Origin of the sequence: Flavobacterium magnum, from assembly GCF_003055625.1 — a bacterium.
Lineage (GTDB): Bacteria > Bacteroidota > Bacteroidia > Flavobacteriales > Flavobacteriaceae > Flavobacterium > Flavobacterium magnum.
The window spans coordinates 1153292-1173148 of the sequence record NZ_CP028811.1 but is presented as its reverse complement, the minus strand read 5'-3'; the positions used below and the strand labels follow the sequence as shown (position 1 = coordinate 1173148).

Annotated in this window: 18 protein-coding genes and 1 pseudogene; 11 read left to right on the top strand and 8 right to left on the bottom strand. The window is 48.5% G+C overall.

Going from position 1 to position 19857, the window contains the following annotated elements:
* Window position 1: 1 nt before the first annotated feature.
* The gene (locus HYN48_RS04815; RefSeq protein WP_108370046.1) at window positions 2-1966 is read left to right on the top strand and encodes a transglycosylase domain-containing protein; all 1965 of its coding nucleotides are present in this window, start codon (window positions 2-4) and stop codon (window positions 1964-1966) included.
* On the opposite strand, the gene HYN48_RS04810 is transcribed toward HYN48_RS04815, so the two are convergent.
* Entirely contained in the window at window positions 1963-2712 is a 750-nt protein-coding gene (locus HYN48_RS04810) for a LytR/AlgR family response regulator transcription factor (RefSeq protein ID WP_245945987.1), read from the bottom strand. The two genes, HYN48_RS04815 and HYN48_RS04810, sit on opposite strands and share 4 nt — an antisense overlap.
* The gene (locus HYN48_RS04805) at window positions 2709-4544 is read right to left on the bottom strand and encodes a tetratricopeptide repeat-containing sensor histidine kinase (protein WP_181248531.1); all 1836 of its coding nucleotides are present in this window, start codon (window positions 4542-4544) and stop codon (window positions 2709-2711) included. Before HYN48_RS04805 ends, HYN48_RS04810 begins: the two co-directional genes overlap by 4 nt.
* A gap of 160 nt (window positions 4545-4704) precedes the next feature.
* Here HYN48_RS04805 and HYN48_RS04800 point away from each other — a divergent pair, with 160 nt between their 5' ends.
* The 3 genes from HYN48_RS04800 (at window position 4705) to HYN48_RS04790 (ending at window position 9035) form a co-directional block, all read left to right on the top strand.
* Window positions 4705-5865 (top strand): vWA domain-containing protein, encoded by a 1161-nt coding sequence (locus HYN48_RS04800; protein ID WP_108370043.1) that lies wholly within the window; start codon window positions 4705-4707, stop codon window positions 5863-5865.
* A 39-nt stretch (window positions 5866-5904) separates the two neighbouring features.
* The gene (locus tag HYN48_RS04795; RefSeq protein WP_108370042.1) at window positions 5905-7515 is read left to right on the top strand and encodes a DUF4139 domain-containing protein; all 1611 of its coding nucleotides are present in this window, start codon (window positions 5905-5907) and stop codon (window positions 7513-7515) included.
* A gap of 155 nt (window positions 7516-7670) precedes the next feature.
* Window positions 7671-9035 (top strand): PQQ-dependent sugar dehydrogenase, encoded by a 1365-nt coding sequence (locus tag HYN48_RS04790; protein WP_108370041.1) that lies wholly within the window; start codon window positions 7671-7673, stop codon window positions 9033-9035.
* Here the strand turns inward: HYN48_RS04790 and HYN48_RS04785 are convergent, their stop codons facing one another.
* From HYN48_RS04785 to dinB, 3 genes are all read right to left on the bottom strand, one after another.
* The gene (locus HYN48_RS04785; RefSeq protein WP_108370040.1) at window positions 9036-10073 is read right to left on the bottom strand and encodes an aldo/keto reductase; all 1038 of its coding nucleotides are present in this window, start codon (window positions 10071-10073) and stop codon (window positions 9036-9038) included.
* A 29-nt stretch (window positions 10074-10102) separates the two neighbouring features.
* Window positions 10103-10618, bottom strand: a complete 516-nt coding sequence (locus HYN48_RS04780) for a PAS domain-containing protein (protein ID WP_108370039.1) — start codon at window positions 10616-10618, stop codon at window positions 10103-10105.
* Window positions 10619-10696: 78 nt separating this feature from the next.
* Window positions 10697-11779, bottom strand: coding sequence for a DNA polymerase IV (dinB, locus tag HYN48_RS04775; RefSeq protein WP_108370038.1), 1083 nt, complete (start codon window positions 11777-11779; stop codon window positions 10697-10699).
* Between the two features lie 82 nt (window positions 11780-11861).
* Here dinB and HYN48_RS04770 point away from each other — a divergent pair, with 82 nt between their 5' ends.
* From HYN48_RS04770 to HYN48_RS04735, 7 genes are all read left to right on the top strand, one after another.
* Window positions 11862-12341, top strand: coding sequence for a CYTH domain-containing protein (locus HYN48_RS04770; RefSeq protein WP_108370037.1), 480 nt, complete (start codon window positions 11862-11864; stop codon window positions 12339-12341).
* A 10-nt stretch (window positions 12342-12351) separates the two neighbouring features.
* Complete coding sequence (locus HYN48_RS04765) at window positions 12352-12576, top strand: CDGSH iron-sulfur domain-containing protein (RefSeq protein ID WP_108370036.1); 225 nt, start codon at window positions 12352-12354, stop codon at window positions 12574-12576.
* Between the two features lie 3 nt (window positions 12577-12579).
* Window positions 12580-13503 (top strand): alpha/beta hydrolase, encoded by a 924-nt coding sequence (locus tag HYN48_RS04760; RefSeq protein ID WP_245945986.1) that lies wholly within the window; start codon window positions 12580-12582, stop codon window positions 13501-13503.
* A 220-nt stretch (window positions 13504-13723) separates the two neighbouring features.
* Window positions 13724-15520 (top strand): translation elongation factor 4, encoded by a 1797-nt coding sequence (lepA, locus tag HYN48_RS04750; protein ID WP_108370033.1) that lies wholly within the window; start codon window positions 13724-13726, stop codon window positions 15518-15520.
* A gap of 92 nt (window positions 15521-15612) precedes the next feature.
* The gene (locus tag HYN48_RS04745) at window positions 15613-16416 is read left to right on the top strand and encodes a helix-turn-helix transcriptional regulator (protein WP_108370032.1); all 804 of its coding nucleotides are present in this window, start codon (window positions 15613-15615) and stop codon (window positions 16414-16416) included.
* A gap of 63 nt (window positions 16417-16479) precedes the next feature.
* Window positions 16480-16770: a c-type cytochrome gene (locus HYN48_RS04740; protein WP_108370031.1), complete on the top strand. Its 291-nt coding sequence runs from the start codon at window positions 16480-16482 to the stop codon at window positions 16768-16770.
* On the top strand, window positions 16767-17270 hold the full coding sequence (locus tag HYN48_RS04735) for an anthrone oxygenase family protein (protein ID WP_108370030.1): 504 nt from the start codon (window positions 16767-16769) through the stop codon (window positions 17268-17270). Before HYN48_RS04740 ends, HYN48_RS04735 begins: the two co-directional genes overlap by 4 nt.
* On the opposite strand, the pseudogene mgtE reads toward HYN48_RS04735, so the two are convergent.
* From mgtE to HYN48_RS04720, 3 genes and pseudogenes are all read right to left on the bottom strand, one after another.
* Window positions 17267-18612, bottom strand: a pseudogene (gene mgtE, locus HYN48_RS04730) (magnesium transporter). The gene HYN48_RS04735 and the pseudogene mgtE overlap by 4 nt on opposite strands.
* Window positions 18602-19381: a 16S rRNA (adenine(1518)-N(6)/adenine(1519)-N(6))-dimethyltransferase RsmA gene (gene rsmA / locus HYN48_RS04725; RefSeq protein ID WP_108370029.1), complete on the bottom strand. Its 780-nt coding sequence runs from the start codon at window positions 19379-19381 to the stop codon at window positions 18602-18604. Before rsmA ends, mgtE begins: the two are co-directional and overlap by 11 nt.
* A gap of 144 nt (window positions 19382-19525) precedes the next feature.
* Window positions 19526-19849, bottom strand: a complete 324-nt coding sequence (locus HYN48_RS04720) for a DUF4286 family protein (protein WP_108370028.1) — start codon at window positions 19847-19849, stop codon at window positions 19526-19528.
* Window positions 19850-19857: the final 8 nt, after the last annotated feature.

Sequence of the window (19857 nt, the reverse complement as noted above, 5' to 3'; positions counted from 1 at the left end):
CATGGCGAGGAGCAGGAAACAGAAAACCTTTTTAGCATTAAAAATCACCGCAGTATTCGTAATCCTTGTCATTGCGGGGTTTTTTATATTCAGGAATACCCTGCTTGAACAAGCCATTGCACGCGTATCAGGCAAAATGGATCGCGAATACAACAGCACATTTGCTGTAAAAAAAGCATCGTTTGAAGGTTTTTGCGGGATTAACGCTGAAGGTGTTTCTTTGGTTCCGAAAAATGCCGACACGCTTTTCAATATCAGAAAAATACGGACAAGCGTCAGTTTCTGGAAACTGCTGACGGGCAATGTGCAGATCGGAACACTCGAAATCCACGACGGCTTTGTACAACTGGTCAAAAAAGGAAACGTCAAAAACTTTGATGCCTTCCTGAAAAAGGATAAGTCCGAAGACCTGCCCAGCGAAAAAAGGGATTACGCCGAGTTTGCCTATCGTCTGATTTCAAAGGCGCTGAACCTTATCCCTACTGACATGAAGCTGGAAAATCTGGCCTTCAGGCTGAACGACAATGGCAAGCAGGCTAACATCAATTTCAGCAAACTCAGCCTGATTGACAAGCAACTGGAAACGGCCATCAATGTGCGAACGAACAACTTTTCACAAAACTGGCGGATTACCGGTTTCGCCGACCCGAGGGACAACAAGGCCGACATCCGGTTTTTCAATATTGATACGGGCGCAATCCGCGTTCCGTATCTCGACGAACGGTACCACTTAAAGTCCAGCTTCGATTCGATTCGGGTGAAGGTTGACAACATCGACATGGACGGCGACGAACTGCATATCGACGGATTTGCCTCGATTGCCAACCTCAGGATCAACCACCGCCGGATCGCAAGCAAAGATGTCATCATCAAGAATGCACGGTTTGACTACCGCTTCCTGTTGGGTGAAAATTTCGTTTCGGTCGACAGCACCTCAACGGTACGCCTCAATGCGCTCAGGTTCCATCCGTTTTTATCATACGATACGGCATCCGATACGATTTACCGTTTAAAAGTAGCCATACCCAAAATGCAGGCGCAGGATTTCATCTCGTCGCTGCCCGACGGCCTTTTTACCCATTTCCAGGGCATGGAAACTGAAGGCAGTTTCAGCTACAACCTCGACTTCATGTTCAATAAAAACAAGCCCGGTGCTTTGGTTTTCGATAGTAAACTTCAAAAAGAGGGCCTGAAAATCATTAAGTACGGAGACGCCAACCTCAACAAACTCAACGGCGATTTCGTCTATCATGCCATCGAAAATGGCCGCGAGCAAAGGGGAATACTTGTCGGGCAGGCGAATCCCAATTACACACCGCTCAGCCAGATTTCGCCTTATCTCCGTAAATCGGTGCTCACTACCGAAGACCCTTCGTTCTTCTCACACCGCGGATTCATCAGCGAAGCCTTCAAGCAATCCATCATCAAGAACATCAGGACCAAAAAATTCTCCCGTGGCGCTAGCACCATCAGCATGCAGTTGATTAAGAATGTATTCCTCACCAGGGAAAAAACCTTGTCGCGCAAACTCGAAGAAATATTGCTCGTGTACATCCTGGAAAACAACCGCATCGCAAGCAAGGAGCGGATGCTCGAAGTGTATTTCAACATTATTGAATGGGGCCCGAATGTGTACGGCATCGGTGAGGCAAGTCGTTTTTATTTCCAAAAAAGCCCGTCCGAGCTTTCGCTCAACGAGTGCCTGTACCTGGCCGGCATTATACCAAGCCCGAAGCGGTTCATGTGGCAGTTTGACGGCGAAGGAAACCTGCGTTCGTACGTCAGGAAAAACCATGCCGGACTGACCAACCTGATGTTGCGGCGCGGCGTACTCAGCGCCGAAGACACCATTTATAAATCGCTGCCGGTGATTATCAACGGTCCTGCAAAAAACTACATCAGGATTACTGCCAAAGACACAACCCGGGTGGATTCCCTGCGGATCGACGAGGAGTTCGAATTTTAGCGGAAATGCTTCAGGAACGCCTCCTTGTATGTTGGTGAGACTTCTATTTCAGCGCCGTCGTGTAAGGTCAGGAAGCCTCCCTTGTTATACGATTTTACGAAATGCAGGTTGACGATGTGCGACTTGTGGATGCGCAAAAACGGCAGCGGCAGGATTTCGGAAAAATGTTTCAGGAACCGGCACACCATTTTCCTGTTGCCGTCAGTCAGGTACAAATCGGTGAAATTACCATTGCCGCGCAGCCGTACGATGTCTTCCATCCTGACGACTTCAAATCCTTCGAGGGTTGGTAAGATTACCTGCTGCTTTTCCGGTTTCGGTTCGCGGAAATTGTCAAGGATGATTTTGTTGCGGTTCAGGATTTCCTGGTTGCGGATCTGGTGCTGGACCTTGTTTACCGCCAGGATCAGCTCTTCAATACTGATGGGCTTGAGCAGGTAATACGCAGCGCTTTGGTTCAGGGCCCTGAGCGAATATTCCGAAAATGCGGTCACAAAAATGGTTTCGAATTGCAAATCCTTACAGGCTTCGAGCACGTCAAACGCATTGCCAAACGGCATTTCGACATCGAGAAATACCAATTGCGGCTGCGTATCATGCAACAGGGGCACGGCTTCGCGGATGTCCTGGGCTTCGCCGGTCACGACCACCTGCGGGCAGTATTTCGAGATGTAACTCTTTAAGGCTTCGCGCGCGGCCCGCTCATCTTCTACGATCACTGCCGAAATTTTATCAAATGCCATCATACATTATGGATTATCGGAAAATAAATGACCACTATGGTGCCGGTTTCGGGTTGTTGCTTTTCGGTTATTGAACAGCTGATCCCTTTCTTATACAACCCGTTTAGAAGTGCCAGACGTTCTTCGGTGTTGGTGATACCGCGTGACTGGTGTGCTTTTTGGTTCTTCGTTTTCAATTCCGCACTTTTCGCCAAACCGATGCCGTTGTCATCAATGGTCACTTTAATCTTCTTATCCGAAGCCGTAAAGGACAAGGCCAACAACCCTTTCGATTCCTTGTACCGCAATCCGTGCCAGATCGCGTTTTCAAGATGCGGCTGCAGGATCATATTCGGGATGAATGTATGCTCTGTGTCAATCCTTTCATCGACCGTGATGGTGTAATCAAATTTATCCGAAAAACGCAGGTGCTCCAGTTCGAGGTATTTTTTCAACTGCCCGATTTCGCTGCCGATGGTAATGAAATCCCTGTTCGAATTTTCCATGATGTCCCGCATCAGATGTGAATACGAGGAGAGGTATTTATTGGCTTCAAGTTCCTTATTCTGCGAAATGAATTGGTTAACGCTGTTGAGGCTGTTGAAGATAAAATGCGGATTCATCTCGCGGCGCAGCGATTGCAGCGCGATTTCCTTGTTCTTGATCTTGATTGCGTACAATGCCCTGGCAATGAATATAAATAGCAGGAACAACAGCACTACCGAACCGATCAAAAAATAATTGAACGTATTCTTCTTTGAAATCAACTCGTCTTTTAAGGATTTCTCCTTTTCGAGCTGCCTGATCTTTTCTTCGGTAACCCGGAACGTCCTGGCATCAATCAAGGAACTGTCGGCACGGATCAACGCATCGAAATTTTCAAAAAACTGCTCATACAGCCTCATGCTTGCCTGATCATCGCCTTTCGCCCGGTAGTATTTTAGCAACGCCCCGAGGTTTTGTTTCGCCGCGTCACTGCGACCGGATTGTAGTGCAATGCGATACGATTCTCTGAGTAAATCAATACCCTCGTTGGCCTGGCTATTCTTAAGATAGACCGACGAGAGGAGTTGCAATTGTGCGATTTCAGTGTCTGTGTCATGATTTTTCCGCGCATCTTCAAGTAGTTTCCGGTGGATTGCGATGGCTTTCTCAAATTGGTTTTCAGTGGTGTACACCTTCGCGATTTGACTTTGTATCTTAATGACCTCCTCCGGTTTGTCCTTTGAAAACGTGATTGCCTGCTCATAATTCCTGATGGCTGCCTCAGGCTTTCTCTCTTTTAAATTCAGTACCGCGTTCTGCTGGTAGGCATCCGCAGCTTCTTCGTTTTTATCCGATTCTTTTGCGATTTCCGCGTTGGAAGTGTTAAAGGTCATTTGGGCCTGCGGGCTGTTCGCGTTTTGGAGTCGGCTGAAATCATTGGCATTCAGTTTTTCAGTCGTCTTATCGCCGGTGATTTCCGCTGCTTTAAGGTAATTCATCGAAGCGGCCGCAAGATTGTTACGGCTTTCCTGGACTTTGGCCATACTGCGCCTCAGACGTGCTATGTCCTCGGCCTGACCCGGCTTGGTGTACTGCAAAGCCTTCTGTAGATACTCCTCTGCTTTCTTAAAATCCCCTTTGCTGATAAAGGTTTCCGCTAGCGATTCATAATTTCTCGCAATCGATTCGCGGTCGTTTTTTTTCAACGCGTTTTCAAGGTCGGCGGCGGCGGCGCTTACTTTCCTGGACCTGGATACTTTTTTCTTCAATTCCAGTTTGGGCGCTTTCTTTATGGTATCCTGTGACCACGCGGCCTGCGGGATCAGCAGGCAAAAACAAAAGCAACAGGCAAAAAGTCGTGGTAATTGCATACAGGGATTTTTCGGAATGTAAAGTAAATGAATCCGATACGCTTTTCCAATTGTTTTCACCAAGTCGAAACGGCGTTTCACCATTTCTCCAAACCGCGTTTCGGTCATTCGGATAATTTTGACCTGAGTTTTTAACCGATAACCATTTAAAATTATTATTATGCAAACTTCACTTACGTTCTCCGCAGTATTGCTGGCGACTACATTGAGCTTCGCCGGATGTAAAAAAGATCATGTAACCACTGCGACGGCGATGACCCAGCCGCACGTCACGGGTGAAAACACCAGGATACAGGTGGCGCTTTTGCTCGACACCTCGAACAGCATGGACGGATTGATTGACCAGGCCAAATCCAGGCTTTGGAACATTGTCAATACCCTAACCACATTGAAATATTCCGGAAAATCGCCCGAAATCGAGATCAGCCTGTATGAGTATGGCAACGACGGTCTTTCTGCGGAAGCGAATTACATCAGGCAGGTCACACCCTTGACCACCGACCTCGACCTGATTTCCGAAAAACTGTTCTCGCTGCGCACCAATGGCGGTTCCGAATACTGCGGGGCAGTGATCAGCGACGCGACACGCCGGCTGCAATGGTCTAGAGAGAAAACAGACATGAAGCTGCTGTACATCGCCGGAAACGAGGCGTTTGACCAAGGCGGCATCAGCTACAAGGAAAGTGTCGCCGACGCACTTAAAAACGACATTTTTGTAAACACTATTTTTTGCGGAAACGCCTATGAGGGCATCAATACCCACTGGAAAGACGGCGCAGACCGCGGAAACGGTAAATATTTCAACATCAACTCCGATGAAAAAGTGCGCTACATCGTGACCCCGTATGACGAGCGGATTTACAAATGCAATGAGCGGTTGAATGCCACGTACATCGGGTATGGAAAATCGGGAAAAGAGAAAAAAATGGCGCAGCTACAGCAGGATGCGAATGCGGAAACGGTGTCAAAAGCCAATTATGCGGAGCGGACCGTGAGCAAATCCAAAATGGCTTACAAGAATGCCAATTGGGATCTGGTCGATAAAGCCAAAGACGATAAAGAAGCTGTCACCAATATGAAAAAGGAAGAACTGCCGGAGGAACTGCAGGGCAAAACCAAAGAAGAACTCCGGGCATTCATTGACCGGAAAACGAAGGAACGCAGTGACATACAAAAAGAAATTGCGGAACTGGCCGTAAAACGCGAGGCTTTCATCAATACTGAAAGTAAAAAAACCAAAACACAGGACGATCTGGGCAAGGCGATCAGCCAGTCGATCATCGCGTTTGCCGAAGCTAAAGGCTACACTTCCGAAAAATAGGTATCTTTCCGTTTCCAAAAATAATGTAAAAACCAAGCTATGAAAAACATCGCTTTGCTCCTGCTTTTGATTGGCGGCGCGGCTTTGGCCCAAAAACCGCTTTTTGTGACTGCCAAAGTCAAAGCTGCTACCGTATATTCCAACTCAGCCGAATTGGTCCAGACCACTTCCGCAGTGCTCCCGAAAGGGACCAGCGAGATTGTCGTGAAAAATGTCGCGGATTTCCTGAATGAAAGTTCGGTACAGATTGCGGCGCCATCGACGGTGACGGTCCTCTCGGTGCAATTCACGAATAATTACATGAGTGAATACGAGATTGATGAGCATTCAACAGAGGTGAAAAAAGTACGTGACAGCATTAAAATCGCCGAAAAGGAAATCGGCCGACTTACCAATGCCCTGAATTCTGAAGCCAAGACGCTGGAATTGCTCGATAAAAATCAGCAGGTCTCAGGCACCAACACGGGACTGAATCTTGCAGAACTGGCCAAGGTTGTTGAATATTACAAAGCCAAACGCACCGAAATCAGCGACAATTACGACACGCTTGAAGAGAAAATCAGGAATTGGAACGCCGTTTTGGCCCGGCTGAACACAAAATTAGAAATCAATACCAAAAACCAGGAAAAAACCTCAAACGGAAAGCTGATCCTGCAAGTGATGAACGATGTGGCCGGCAACGTTGATTTTGCAATCAATTACCTGACGGCAAATGCATCATGGCAACCTTTTTACGACCTGCGTGCCAACAGCATCTCTGAACCCATACAAATGATGTACAAGGCGCGGGTGACTCAAAGTACGGGCATCGACTGGAAAAAGGTAAAACTGACGCTGTCAAGCGGCAACCCGACACAAAACAACACGGCGCCGCTATTGCAGGCTTGGTTTTTAAGGTACGCCCCGACCTATGGCGCGGTCTATCGGGACAAGGAAGAATCCGTCATCAACTCGCTGAACGGACAGATGGCAGGCGTTACTGTAAGCGCAGGCTATAAAACCCTAGCCAGCGTTTCCCCATACACTACAATCAATGAGAACCAACTCAACATTTCGTTTGACATCGACATCCCTTACGACATTCTATCCAATGGCAAAGCGCACAGCGTGGCATTGAAGGAAATCGGGCTGCCCGCGTCGTACAAATATTACAGTGCGCCGCGGGTTGAAAACGAGGCGTTCCTGCTGGCTGAAATCAGCGACTATTCGAAATACAACCTGCTTCCCGGCGATGCCAATATCATATTTGAAGGCTTGTATGTCGGTAAAACCTTTATCAACCCGAATCAGACGTCGGATACCCTGAACCTGAGTATGGGCCGCGATAAAAAAATAAGTATCAGGCGGGAAAAAGTCGTCGACAAATCTGGGACAAAATTTCTTTCTTCCAAAAAAGAGCAGCTATTTACCTACGATATTACGATTCGGAATAACAAAAAGGAAACCGTAAATCTGATGCTGAAAGACCAATATCCGCTGAGCCCGGACAAGGATATCGAAGTCGAACTCAAAGAGAGCGACGGCGCAAAAGTCAATACTGACACCGGCATAATGACCTGGCAGCTCAACCTCAAGCCGAATGAGACCCGCAAAATCCGGATCAGTTACAAAATCCGGTACCCTAAAGATCGGGTGATAGACAATTTGTAAACAGAAAGGATGTTCCCGCAAGCCAGTGTGCTTCCGGGAACATCCTTGATATTGAATAGTTGTAAACCCACCCACAAACCTCATAAGACTTAATGATTTGATGTGCGGGAAAAATTCCTACTTTTACGACTCAACACATTTTTAAATCGCTTGCTATGAAACAATTGTACGCCCTCCTTCTTCTTTTTGCGCTCAATGGCTTTTCACAAACCATCGCATTGCAGTCTTTCGCGACCGGCTTCAACAGCCCGGTCGAAATCGTAAACGCAGGCGACGACCGCCTGTTCGTTGTCCAGCAAACCGGTGTAATCAAGATCCTGAACGCAAATCAGGTCACAAACCCTTCTGCCTTCCTGAACATTTCATCGCTGATCAGCACGGGTGGCGAGCGCGGCCTGCTCGGACTCGCCTTCCATCCGAATTATGCGACGAACGGCTATTTTTACGTTAATTACACCAACACTTCGGGCTCTACTGTGGTGGCGCGCTATTCGGTAAATGCGTCGAACCCGAATCTGGCCAATACGGTCGGCACCATCCTTCTTACCATTCCACAGCCTTATGCCAACCATAACGGCGGTACGCTGCGTTTTGGCCCCGATGGCTACCTGTATATCGGTATGGGTGACGGGGGAAGCGGTGGCGATCCGGGCAACAGGGCCCAGAATAAGAACGAACTGCTGGGCAAGATGCTTCGCCTGGATGTCGATAACGGCACACCGTACGCAATCCCGGCTGCAAATCCTTACGCCGCTGCAGATGGCGCTGATGAAATATGGGCCATCGGGATGCGAAATCCGTGGAAATTTTCGTTTGACACGGTCGACGGGAATTTGTGGATTGCCGACGTAGGTCAGGAAAATGTGGAGGAAATCAACAAGGTACCTGTAGGCGACGGCGGCTACAATTTCGGATGGCGTTGCTATGAAGGCAACAGCGCATACGACACTTCCGGTTGTGCGGCGCAAAATACAATGACGTTCCCTTTTGCGACTTACTCGTCTGCCGGAGGAAGCGGAAATTGCTCAGTCACCGGCGGTTATGTGTACCGTGGCACGGCTTATCCCAACTTTGTCGGGAAGTATTTTTTCGCAGACTACTGCTCCGATAAAATCGGCATGGTCAGTAGCACCGGCTCGATTTCCTATTCATCCGTATTGCCCGGTGGCGGTTTCACGACATTTGGCGTGAATGCCTCAAACGAGCTCTTTGTTGCTTCACAAAATAACGGCGTCGTTTACAAAGTGGTAGATACATCTCTTGGCGTCAATGACGTGGAGAAGTCGCCTTTTTCGGTGTATCCGAATCCGGCTCACGGTACTTTTGCAGTCCATTCCGGAACCGGGGCGTTCCCATTACAGATTACGGTGTTTGACATCAGCGGAAAGAAACTCCTATCCCGAACCATTGAAAGTGATAACGAAAACATCGATGTCAGCGGGCTCAGTTCCGGCTTGTATCTGGTCAATGCCCAGGACAACTCCGGCATGCCATCGGTTTCGAGATTGGTTATTGAGTAATCAGGGCGCGGGATTAGGAAATTTTGTATGGATCCTTTCAATGCCCGAAATGATTTCAGGCGTGAGTACCACATGAACCGATCCGATGTTTTCGCTAAGCTGCCCCAACGTAGTTGCCCCGACGATCGTACTGCTCACCCACGGCTGCGCCTGTATAAAAGCCAATGCCAGCTGCGCAGGGCTGATACCATGTTGGTTTGCCAGATCCACGTAACAGGCTGCGGCGTCCCGGGCTTCCTTACTGTTGTATCTGGTAAAATTCGGGAACAGGTTCAGGCGCGCTTCCTGTTGGTATTGGCCCATGCCATATTTACCGGTCAGTATCCCGAAGCCCAGCGGCGAATAGGCCAGCAAACCCACCTTCTCCCTGAATAGTATTTCCGATATACCAATTTCAAGCGTCCGGTTTACGAGTGAATAGGGATTCTGGATGGTCACTGGCTTCGGCAAACCGTGTTTCTTACTTTCTTCCAAAAACCGCATCAGTCCCCAAGGTGTTTCGTTTGAGATCCCGAAATGCCTGATCTTGCCTTCAGACACCAGTATTGCCATGGTTTCAAGAACTGCTTTGGTGTTGTCTTCCCAGGCATCTTCTGAAATTTGAAACCCCAACTGCCCGAACATGTTGGATTTCCTTTCAGGCCAATGAAGCTGAAATAAATCGATATAATCAGTTTGCAGCCTGTTGAGGCTTTTTTCGACAGACAGCCGGATGGTTGCGGGTGTATACCGTAAGTCTTCGCGGACAAAGGGCAGGCCGCGGTTTGCTCCGGCCATTTTCGTAGCCAGCACCATATTGTGCCTTTTTCCGGATTTCTTTAGCCATGACCCTATGATTTTTTCCGTCGCACCGTAATTTTTCTCCAATGCCGGTACAGGATACATCTCGGCAGTATCCATGAAGTTGATCCCGCTGTCGAGTGCCATTTCAATTTGCGCATGCGCTTCGGCTTCCGTATTCTGACGTCCGAAAGTCATTGTGCCAAGACAAAGGGTGCTGACCTCAGTAGTGGTTCCTGGTAAAAAAACGTAGTTCATGAAGGTTGTTTGGGCCGCAAAGGTAAGGATCAGGCCGCATTCTCGAAGGCGATGAAATGGGAAAGCCTGCCTTTGACATCAAATATAGGGTAACTCCTGATGGCACAGTCATATGGGGTGCCGTCTTTTCGGTAATTGACAACGGTCGTTTCAAACGGCTGCGCATTGCTGATGGCACTGCGTATGGTTTTCGTCGTTGTTTTAGAAGTGGCCTGGCCCTGAAACATTTTCGGACTTTTCCCGATCATTTCCGAAGGCTCGTACCCTGTCATGCCGGTGACATTTTGAGTGGCAAATACAATATTCACCTGGGCGTCGGTTACCACAATAACCGTGTCGTATGACAGGTCGCGAACTGTCTCAAAGTTAAAATTCCAATGGTGCTGCTGCGCCATGCTCGCGAGTTGCCTGACGTCTGCGGTATTCCCGAACACTTTCTGGAGGTGCATTGAAAAAAGATCCCAACTCAGCAACAACGGGCGCACGGTTCTTTGGCTTGCACCAAAGCGGGCGATACTTTCATCATATGTACGGAGTTCTTTCATTGGAGAATTAAAACGCTAAAATAACGCTTTTAAGACATCAAAAGTCCAAATGGCTTTAGTTTAACGCTTGTTTAGCCATCAGAAGTCAAATCGCAGCTGTACCACTACGGTCTTCTTGACTTCCGTATTCAGGTTATTCAGGGAAATCCCAAGCAAGCGGACTGAATTTTTCATGCGTTCCTGATACAGCAGCTCTTTCGCAGTGTCAAACAACAGCGATTTATCCGAAATGAAATAGGGTAGCGTTTTACTGCGGGTCTGCAAGGTAAAATCGCTGTACTTGATCTTAAGCGTGACGGTTTTCCCTGCAATATTGTAGCGCTTAAGCCGGCGTTCCAGTTCGCCCGCAATGGTTTGCAGCTTTTCTTCCATGAAAATTTCGGACGTCAGGTTCTCATTAAACGTGTGCTCAGTGGCGACTGATTTGGCAATGCGTTCCGGCTTCACCTCGCTGTTGTGGATGCCCCGTACTATGTAATAGTAGTAGACCCCTGATTTCCCGAAATGCTTTTCCAGGAAATCAAGCGGCTTCTGTTTCAAATCCAAGCCTGTAAAAATCCCAAGTTGGTACATTTTATCACGCGTCACTTTTCCTACGCCGTAGAACTTCCCGATCGGTAGCGCTTCAAGGAACGGGATCACCTCGTCGGGCGTCACGGTCTTCTGTCCGTTGGGTTTGTTGTAGTCTGACGCCACTTTAGCAATGAATTTGTTGATTGAAATCCCCGCTGAGGCCGTCAACCCGGTTTCGGTGAAAATCCTTTGGCGGATTTCACGGGCAATCAGTGTGGCGCTCGGATTGCCTTTTTTGTTCTGCGTCACGTCGAGATAGGCCTCATCAAGCGACAAAGGCTCAACCAGATCAGTATAGTCAAGAAAGATTTTGCGTATTTTCTGTGAGATTTCCTTGTAGCGGTCAAATCGCGGTTTCACAAAGATAATTTCAGGGCAATATCTTTTGGCCAAAGCGCCGCTCAAGGCACTCCGAACCCCGAATTTCCGCGCTTCATAACTTGCCGCCGACACCACCCCGCGGGTTTCACTGCCGCCCACGGCCACCGGTTTGCCGCGCAACTCCGGATGGTCCATCTGTTCGACTGAGGCATAAAACGCATCCATGTCGACGTGTATGATCTTGCGGTCCCGGTTGAAGTCATCCATACCGCAAATTTAAATACGTTTTGAAAAAAGCGCATCACTATCATTGAAAATAGTGATACATTTGACCGAAACAGCAGTGTCCATGATAGAAATTGAACGCAAATTCCTTGTCGTCTCTGAAGATTTTAAGGAACAGGCTTTTGCCAAAAACCACATCGCACAGGGCTACCTGAATTCGCATCCGGAACGGACCGTCAGGATCAGGATTAAAGGAGAAATTGGATTTTTGACCATTAAGGGAAAAGGAAATGAAAGCGGCACCACGCGGCTGGAATGGGAAACCGAATTGTCGCTAATGGACGCCAAACCGCTGTTGGCACTTTGCGAAAAAGGCGTGATTGACAAGACGCGGTATGAGGTAAAAGTCGGGAGACACGTGTTTGAAATCGATGAATTCCACGGCGACAATGAAGGACTTCTTATTGCCGAGATCGAACTGCGCGATGAAAATGAAAGTTTCCAGCATCCGGCGTGGCTCGGAAAAGAAGTCACCGGAGAGGCAAAATATTACAATGCGTACCTGAGCAAAAACCCTTTTTCGGAATGGAAAGATAAACACTAAAAACAAGAATATGAGCAAAACGAAATTAACCATCAACAGTAACGGCTCGGTAAAAGTGGAGGGCGATTTTGAAATCGTCGACAAAGACGGCAATGTGTACGGCCTTCAGGGCAGGACAACGGTAAGCATTTGCCGCTGCGGCCTGTCAGCGAACAAACCGTTTTGCGACGGATCGCACCGCAACCATTTTGAGCACGATGCCAAGGCATTCGACCTGCCGCCAATGAAATCGTAAGCCGTGAACCGATTAAAAAATATTATGTTGCTGGGATGCTGCCTGTTATTATTTCAGGCGGAAGCCCAGAAAATGCAAACGCTGACCTATTTCCGGAATGATACGCTAAAACTAGATCTCGATTTGTTTCTACCGGAAAAAGCGTCAAATACCGGATTTCCATTATTGCTGTTCGTGCATGGAGGTGGGTTTTCGGGTGGTGAAAGGCAGCAAGGCCATTCCATCTGTAAATACCTTTCGCAACACGGTTATGCTGCGGCAACCATCAGTTACACGTTGTATATGAAGGGCAGGAAATTCAGCTGCGACGGCGTGCTGTCCGAAAAAATCCAGGCATTCCGATATGCCGTAAACGATTTGTGGCTGGCGACCGATTTCTTCCTCAGCAATAGCCAGAAATACAATATCGACGTGTCCCGGATTTTTATCTCGGGTTCAAGTGCCGGCGCAGAGACCGTATTGCATGCCGCATATTGGAATCGGGATTTGATGCAAATCTATGGTTTAAAACTACCTGAAAATTTCAAATATGCCGGGCTCGTTTCGGGCGCAGGGGCGATCATGGACCTGAACCTGATTACCAAAAACAACCTCATCCCGATGATGCTGTTTCACGGCAATGGTGATTCCACTGTTCCGTATGCGACGGCCGCTCACCATTATTGCCCCACGGATGCAACCGGCTGGCTGATGCTTTTCGGGTCGTATTCAATTTACAATCACGTTAAAGAACTGAACGGCACTGTTTCCCTCTTCACTTTCTGCGGCGGGGGGCATGAATACAGCGGAACATTATTTGAAAAAGACCAGCAGTTGATACTCGGTTTTATGGATGACGTCCTGGCGGGAAAAAAATTCGGGGCACATAACATAATCCCTACAGGAAAAAAGAATGAAAAATCAGCGGCTTACAGTTTCTGTGATTGAGTTTTTTATACTGTGAAATCCCGAAACTTTGAATTATATTTGCCGACTGGTCAAGGCCTCGCCGAATCGCGGTGAAACGTCCGGCTATGAACGAATTGCGTCAGGGATTGCAGCGGAAATCCTTTTTTGTTTCCTGCAGCGAAGCGAAGGGAAATCGAAAAAGATTGCAGCGGAAAGCCCGGCCCGGAGGGAGACGCCAAAAAACTGAACGAAAAGACAAATGAAGCATATCAGGAATTTTTGCATTATTGCACACATTGACCACGGGAAAAGTACGCTGGCAGACAGGCTTTTAGGCGCCACCCAGACCGTGACCGCGCGTGAGGAAAAGGCACAGCTGCTCGACAATATGGATCTGGAACGCGAACGCGGGATTACGATTAAAAGCCACGCCATCCAGATGGAATATACTTACAAAGGCGAGCAGTACATCCTGAACCTGATTGATACCCCGGGACACGTAGATTTCTCTTATGAGGTTTCCCGTTCGATTGCCGCCTGCGAAGGCGCGCTTTTGATTGTTGATGCCGCACAGAGCATACAGGCCCAAACCATTTCGAATTTATACCTTGCTTTGGAAAATGACCTGGAAATCATCCCGGTGCTGAACAAGGTAGATTTACCCAGCGCCAATCCCGAGGAAGTAAGCGATGATATTATCGACCTTTTGGGTTGTAAATTAGAAGACATTATCCACGCTTCGGGTAAAACCGGTTTTGGTGTGGAAAACATACTGGCTGCGATCATCGAAAAGATCCCTGCCCCGAAAGGAGACCCGGCAGAGCCATTGCAGGCTTTGATTTTTGATTCGGTCTACAATCCATTCCGGGGCATTGAGGTTATCTTCCGTGTCAAAAACGGGGAAATCAGGAAAGGCCAGAAGATCAAGTTCATGGCAACCGGAAATGAATATTTTGCTGATGAAATCGGGACATTAAAACTGAATCAGGTACCGAAACAGGTCATTTCCACCGGAGACGTGGGTTACCTGATATCTGGTATCAAGGAAGCAAAGGAAGTGAAGGTTGGCGACACGCTCACAGATGCGAAAACACCGACCACCAATATGATTCAGGGTTTTGAAGATGTAAAACCGATGGTTTTCGCAGGAATTTATCCCGTGGACACAGAAGATTACGAAGAACTCCGCGCCTCGATGGAAAAACTCCAGCTCAATGATGCGTCATTGGTATTCCAGGCTGAAAGTTCTGCCGCGCTGGGATTCGGTTTCCGTTGTGGATTCTTAGGGATGCTCCACATGGAAATCATTCAGGAACGATTGGAGCGTGAGTTTGACATGACGGTAATCACTACGGTGCCTAACGTGTCGTACAACGCGTACACCAAAAAAGATGTTGACAAGGCCATTATCGTAAACAACCCGTCTGACTTGCCGGAACCTTCAAAACTGGATCGTGTTGAGGAGCCTTACATCAAAGCAACCATCATTACGAAGTCCGATTTCGTAGGAAACGTCATGTCGTTGTGTATCGAAAAACGCGGATTGATTACCAATCAGACGTATCTGACCACTGAGAGGGTAGAATTGAATTTCGATATGCCTCTCGCTGAAATCGTATTTGATTTTTATGATCGTTTGAAGACCGTTTCAAAAGGATATGCATCATTTGACTACCATCCGATTGGGATGCGCACGTCGAACCTCGTAAAAGTGGACGTTTTACTGAATGCGAATCCGGTAGATGCGCTTTCCGCATTGATCCATGCTGACAACGCGTACAATATCGGGAAAAAAATGACTGAGAAGTTGAAGGAGCTCATTCCGCGACAACAGTTCGATATCCCGATCCAGGCCGCCATCGGTGCAAAAATCATTGCGCGTGAAACGGTCAAAGCCTTAAGGAAAGACGTTACCGCCAAATGTTACGGAGGCGATATCTCTCGTAAACGCAAGCTTTTGGAAAAACAGAAAAAAGGTAAGAAACGCATGCGCCAGGTAGGAAATGTGGAAATTCCGCAGGAGGCGTTTATGGCGGTACTGAAATTAAACGACTAAACCCGGTTTTAAAATAGAATGACCCTGATGATTTTGTTGTCAGGGTTTTTTATTTGATTTTCTGTTATCTTTGGGAAGCTTAATGCCATCAAATGCAGTACCAAACCTTCGCGCCGCCGGTTCACCTCGCCCCCTACGTCCGGTTTTTCTGGACGCTGGAAGGCGCCGTAGCAGCCCACACACCCTTTGTGCATCGTTGCCTCGCGGACGGCTGCCCCGAACTGCTGTTTCATTACAAAGGCAAACTCGACAGGATTGACGATGAGGGCAAACCTCAAAACTGCTTCCTGTCCGGCATCCAGGGACAGGCCAGGCACTTCAGGCGTTTCGCGGCCGGCTCCGATTTTGGGTTGTTTGGCGTCTACCTGTATCCCAATGCGTTGCCTGAACTGTTCCATTTTGCCGCAACCGATGTCACCAATGAGATGCCCGACCTGACAGCCATTTTAGGTCCGCAGGCCGGCAGCCTTGAGTACCAAATGGCAATGGCCGGAAGTCATTCGGAGCGGATAGCCCTCATCACGAAATTCCTCGGGACTAAAATGACCAGGTCCAAATCCGTGCGGCCTGAAATTGCGCAAACCATCCGCCACATCATCGCTACAAAAGGCAGTGATTCTGTGGAAACGATCGCCGAAAAACAATTCCTGTCGTTACGGCAGTTTGAGAGGCAGTTCAAGACGTTGTCGGGCTTCAGTCCCAAATTATTTACAAGAATCGTCCGGTTCCAGTCTGCCGCTTCGGGCGCGCAAGCGCAGAACCGCTCGCTCACGCAGGTCGCTTATGATTGCGGCTATTACGACCAGTCCCATTTCATCCATGAATTCCGGGAGTTTTCGGGTTACCATCCAAAACATTATTTTTCGGGGACATCCGAGGCGCCCATCCTGTATTAAAAATGTCGTTTTCTTACAATTTCAGCCGGCACTTTCGGACCAATTTTGCTGAAAACATTACAAATGAAAAGACAGATCATATTGGGTGCCTTGCTCATGGTTGCTTGCGCGACAGCTCAAAAACCGGAAAAAACGGGAAAGGAAATTTTTGAAAACCGCTGTGCGAAATGCCACGGCAAAGACGGCACGAAGGGGCTTTGGGGGGCCATTAACCTAAAGGGGAGCCAGATCACGGATTCGGAACGGCTGCTGACCATCTCCAACGGCCGCCGCCTGATGCCGTCCTGGCGAAAACGGCTGACCGAAAATGAAATCAGGCGTGTAGCCGAATACGTAAAAAAACTCAAATCATGAACTTACCCAATCTTTCACTCTGGCTGGCACTGTTGTGTACGGCGCTGATCTCAGGCCTCTATTACGCGTACTCCTGCTCCGTCAATCCCGGACTGGCCACGCTTCGGGATGGGGAATACCTGGGGGCGATGCAGGCAATCAACCGCGCCATCCTCAACGGCTTATTCTTCCTGAGCTTTTTCGGTTCGTTGATTATGCTAAGTGTGACGTCTGTATGGCACTATAATACGCCGCGTTTCGCATGGCTTTTGGCCGCAACCGCAGTATACGCGATAGGTTCATTTGCGGTAACAGTCATCGGGAATGTGCCGTTAAATGAGGCTTTGGATGGATTTGACGTGCATAGCGCTTCCGCAGGCGAGCTTCGGGAAATGAGGCTGCGCTTCGAAAATCCATGGAGTGTTTACCATCGGATCAGGAGCGTGGCAACCTGTATTTCGTTGGCATTAATCGCCACCGCAGCGGTGCTTGTCACTGAAGATAGCCAGACTGTGAACTAGACTCCTAAAATGAGTTTGGCAATGGTGAAATACAGTATGATCCCGAACACGTCATTGGAGGTCGTGATAAACGGGCCTGTGGCGATGGCCGGGTCAATCTTGTTCTTGTGCAGGAACAGCGGGACCATCGTGCCTAAGGTTCCGGCAAATAAGATGACCACAATCATTGAGATCGATATCGCAAATCCGACGAGGTATTGCTGGAATACGACCGAGTGGTAAATGAGCAGCAGGACAGAAATGATTGTGCCCGATATCATAGCTACCGATAACTCCTTGCTCAGGTAACGGCGGTTGAATTCTTTCAGTGTGCCGTTAGCAAGGCCCTGCACCACGATTGCCGACGCCTGTACGCCGATATTTCCGGCCGTTGCAGAGAGCAGCGGCACAAATATGATGAGTGTCTTGTATTGGTCAAATGCCTTTTCATTGCCATCGAGCACCACCGAGGCGACCAATTCAATGAAAAATCCGATCAGCAGCCACGGAAGCCTCGCCTTGGTGAGTTCCAGGACGCTGTCGCTGGCTTCGACGTCCTGCGTGATACCTGCCGCCAACTGGTAATCTTTCTCGGCTTCATCACGGATAACGTCTACGATGTCGTCAATGGTAATTCGGCCTACGAGCCTGCCCAGCTCATCTACGACCGGAATCGCTTCCAGATCGTATTTCTGCATAATCCGCGCCACCTCGACATCTTCGGTATCGACTTTAACAGAGTTCAGCTTTCGGATGTAAATGTCATTAATCTGCTGCCGTGTCGAAGTGATCAGCAGGTCTTTCAACGACAGCCGACCCTTGAGCCGGTCTTCATCATCGACGACATAGATTGAGTGGACGCGTGAGATGTTCTCGGCCTGGATGCGCATTTCCTTGACACAGGTCAGTACGCTCCAGTTTTCGTTCACTTTAACCAATTCTTTGTGCATAATCCCCCCGCAGTATTCTCGTTGTAGCGAAGCAGGTCTACGATGTCTTTGGCATGCTCGACGTCCTGTAGTTCAGAGATAACCTCTTCCTTACGGTCCTTGAGTTCGGCGATGATGTCGGCCGCATCATTGGTTTCAAGTTCGTCGAGTTCTTCGGCAATTTCCTTTGGCGAAAGCCTCTTTAGGATATTCTCGCGCACGTCATCCTCCATTTCGAGAAGGATTTCGGCAGTTTTTTCGCTGTCGAGGACTTTGAAGATGTAAGTCGCGTCATCGAAGTCGAGTTCGTCAAGGATTTCAGCGATATCAGCATGGTGTAAATCATTCAGCAACGCTTCCAGTTCGTGGTCGCTCTTAGACTGGATCAGTTCTTCGAGCTGCGTGATGAGTTCCTTGCTGATTTTAAATTCCATCGGCTTCTATTTTTTGTGTCAAAGCGATAAAGGCTTCCACCGACAGTTGTTCCGGGCGGAGGTCAAAGATAGCATCTTCTCGTAAATTATCCGACAAATTTAAGGTTTTTAAACTATTTCTTAATGTCTTGCGACGCTGCTGAAACGCCGTTTTCACTACTGTAAAGAACAGTTTTTCGCTGCACGGCAGGCTGTAATTTTCCTTTCTGCGGAGGCGCAAAACCCCTGATTTTACTTTGGGCGGCGGATTAAATACGTGTTCCGGAACGGTGAAAAGGTATTCTGCATCGTAAAACGCCTGTGCCAGCACAGACAGTATCCCGTAGGCCTTACTGCCCTTCTTCTCGCAAATCCTTTCTGCCACTTCTTTCTGGAACATGCCTGCGAATTCCGGAATCTGGTCGCGGAACTCCAAAGCCCGAAAGACAATCTGTGTCGAGATATTGTAAGGGAAATTGCCGATAATGGCAAAAGGCTTTCCGTCAAACGTTTTGTTGATATTGTACTTCAGGAAATCTTCGCTGATGATTTTCCCGTGTAGTTTGGGGTAATTGGCATTAAGGTATTCCACCGATTCAGTGTCGATTTCAATCACGTAAGTCGTAAAGGGCTGTTCGAGAAGGTACTTCGTGAGCACACCCATTCCCGGCCCGATTTCAAGTACATTGTCATAGCCCTTCCCACTGAGCGTGGCCGCAATATCGGCTGCGACGCTTTCGTCTTTAAGAAAATGCTGGCCGAGGTGTTTTTTTGCTCTTACGGGGTCCATGTTTGGGATTGTTTAAATTATTGAAGCCTGGGCACACCGGGCGGCAGGATGTACGGGTGGCTGAATGGTTCAGTGCCCATCGCAATTCCGATGCTGTGCGGGTTCGGCGAGGACGACAGCATCGCAAAGTGTCCGGCGACGACTTTACTCTACGCTGTAATGATCGCTCATGACTTCCAGCTCTGTGCGGAAGGCGATCATCTTTGCCCCGAAAAGGCGCTGGCCCTCCTCGCGGAGTCTCGGCGCATCCTCGTCATAATAACGCTGCAACGTCTCGCGACTGTCAGTGGTGTATTGCACAGCATAGGTCACTCCTCCCATTTCCTCTTCGACCAAAACGCGGATCAGGCGAGCCGAGGTGAACTTGCCTGTCGCCAGGACTTCGGTAATGTGCTTGCCCTGCATCCAGCTCAGCCACTGTTCGTGGATGGACTCATCAAGGTTTAAGGTTACATTGTAAATAATCATGTCAGCGT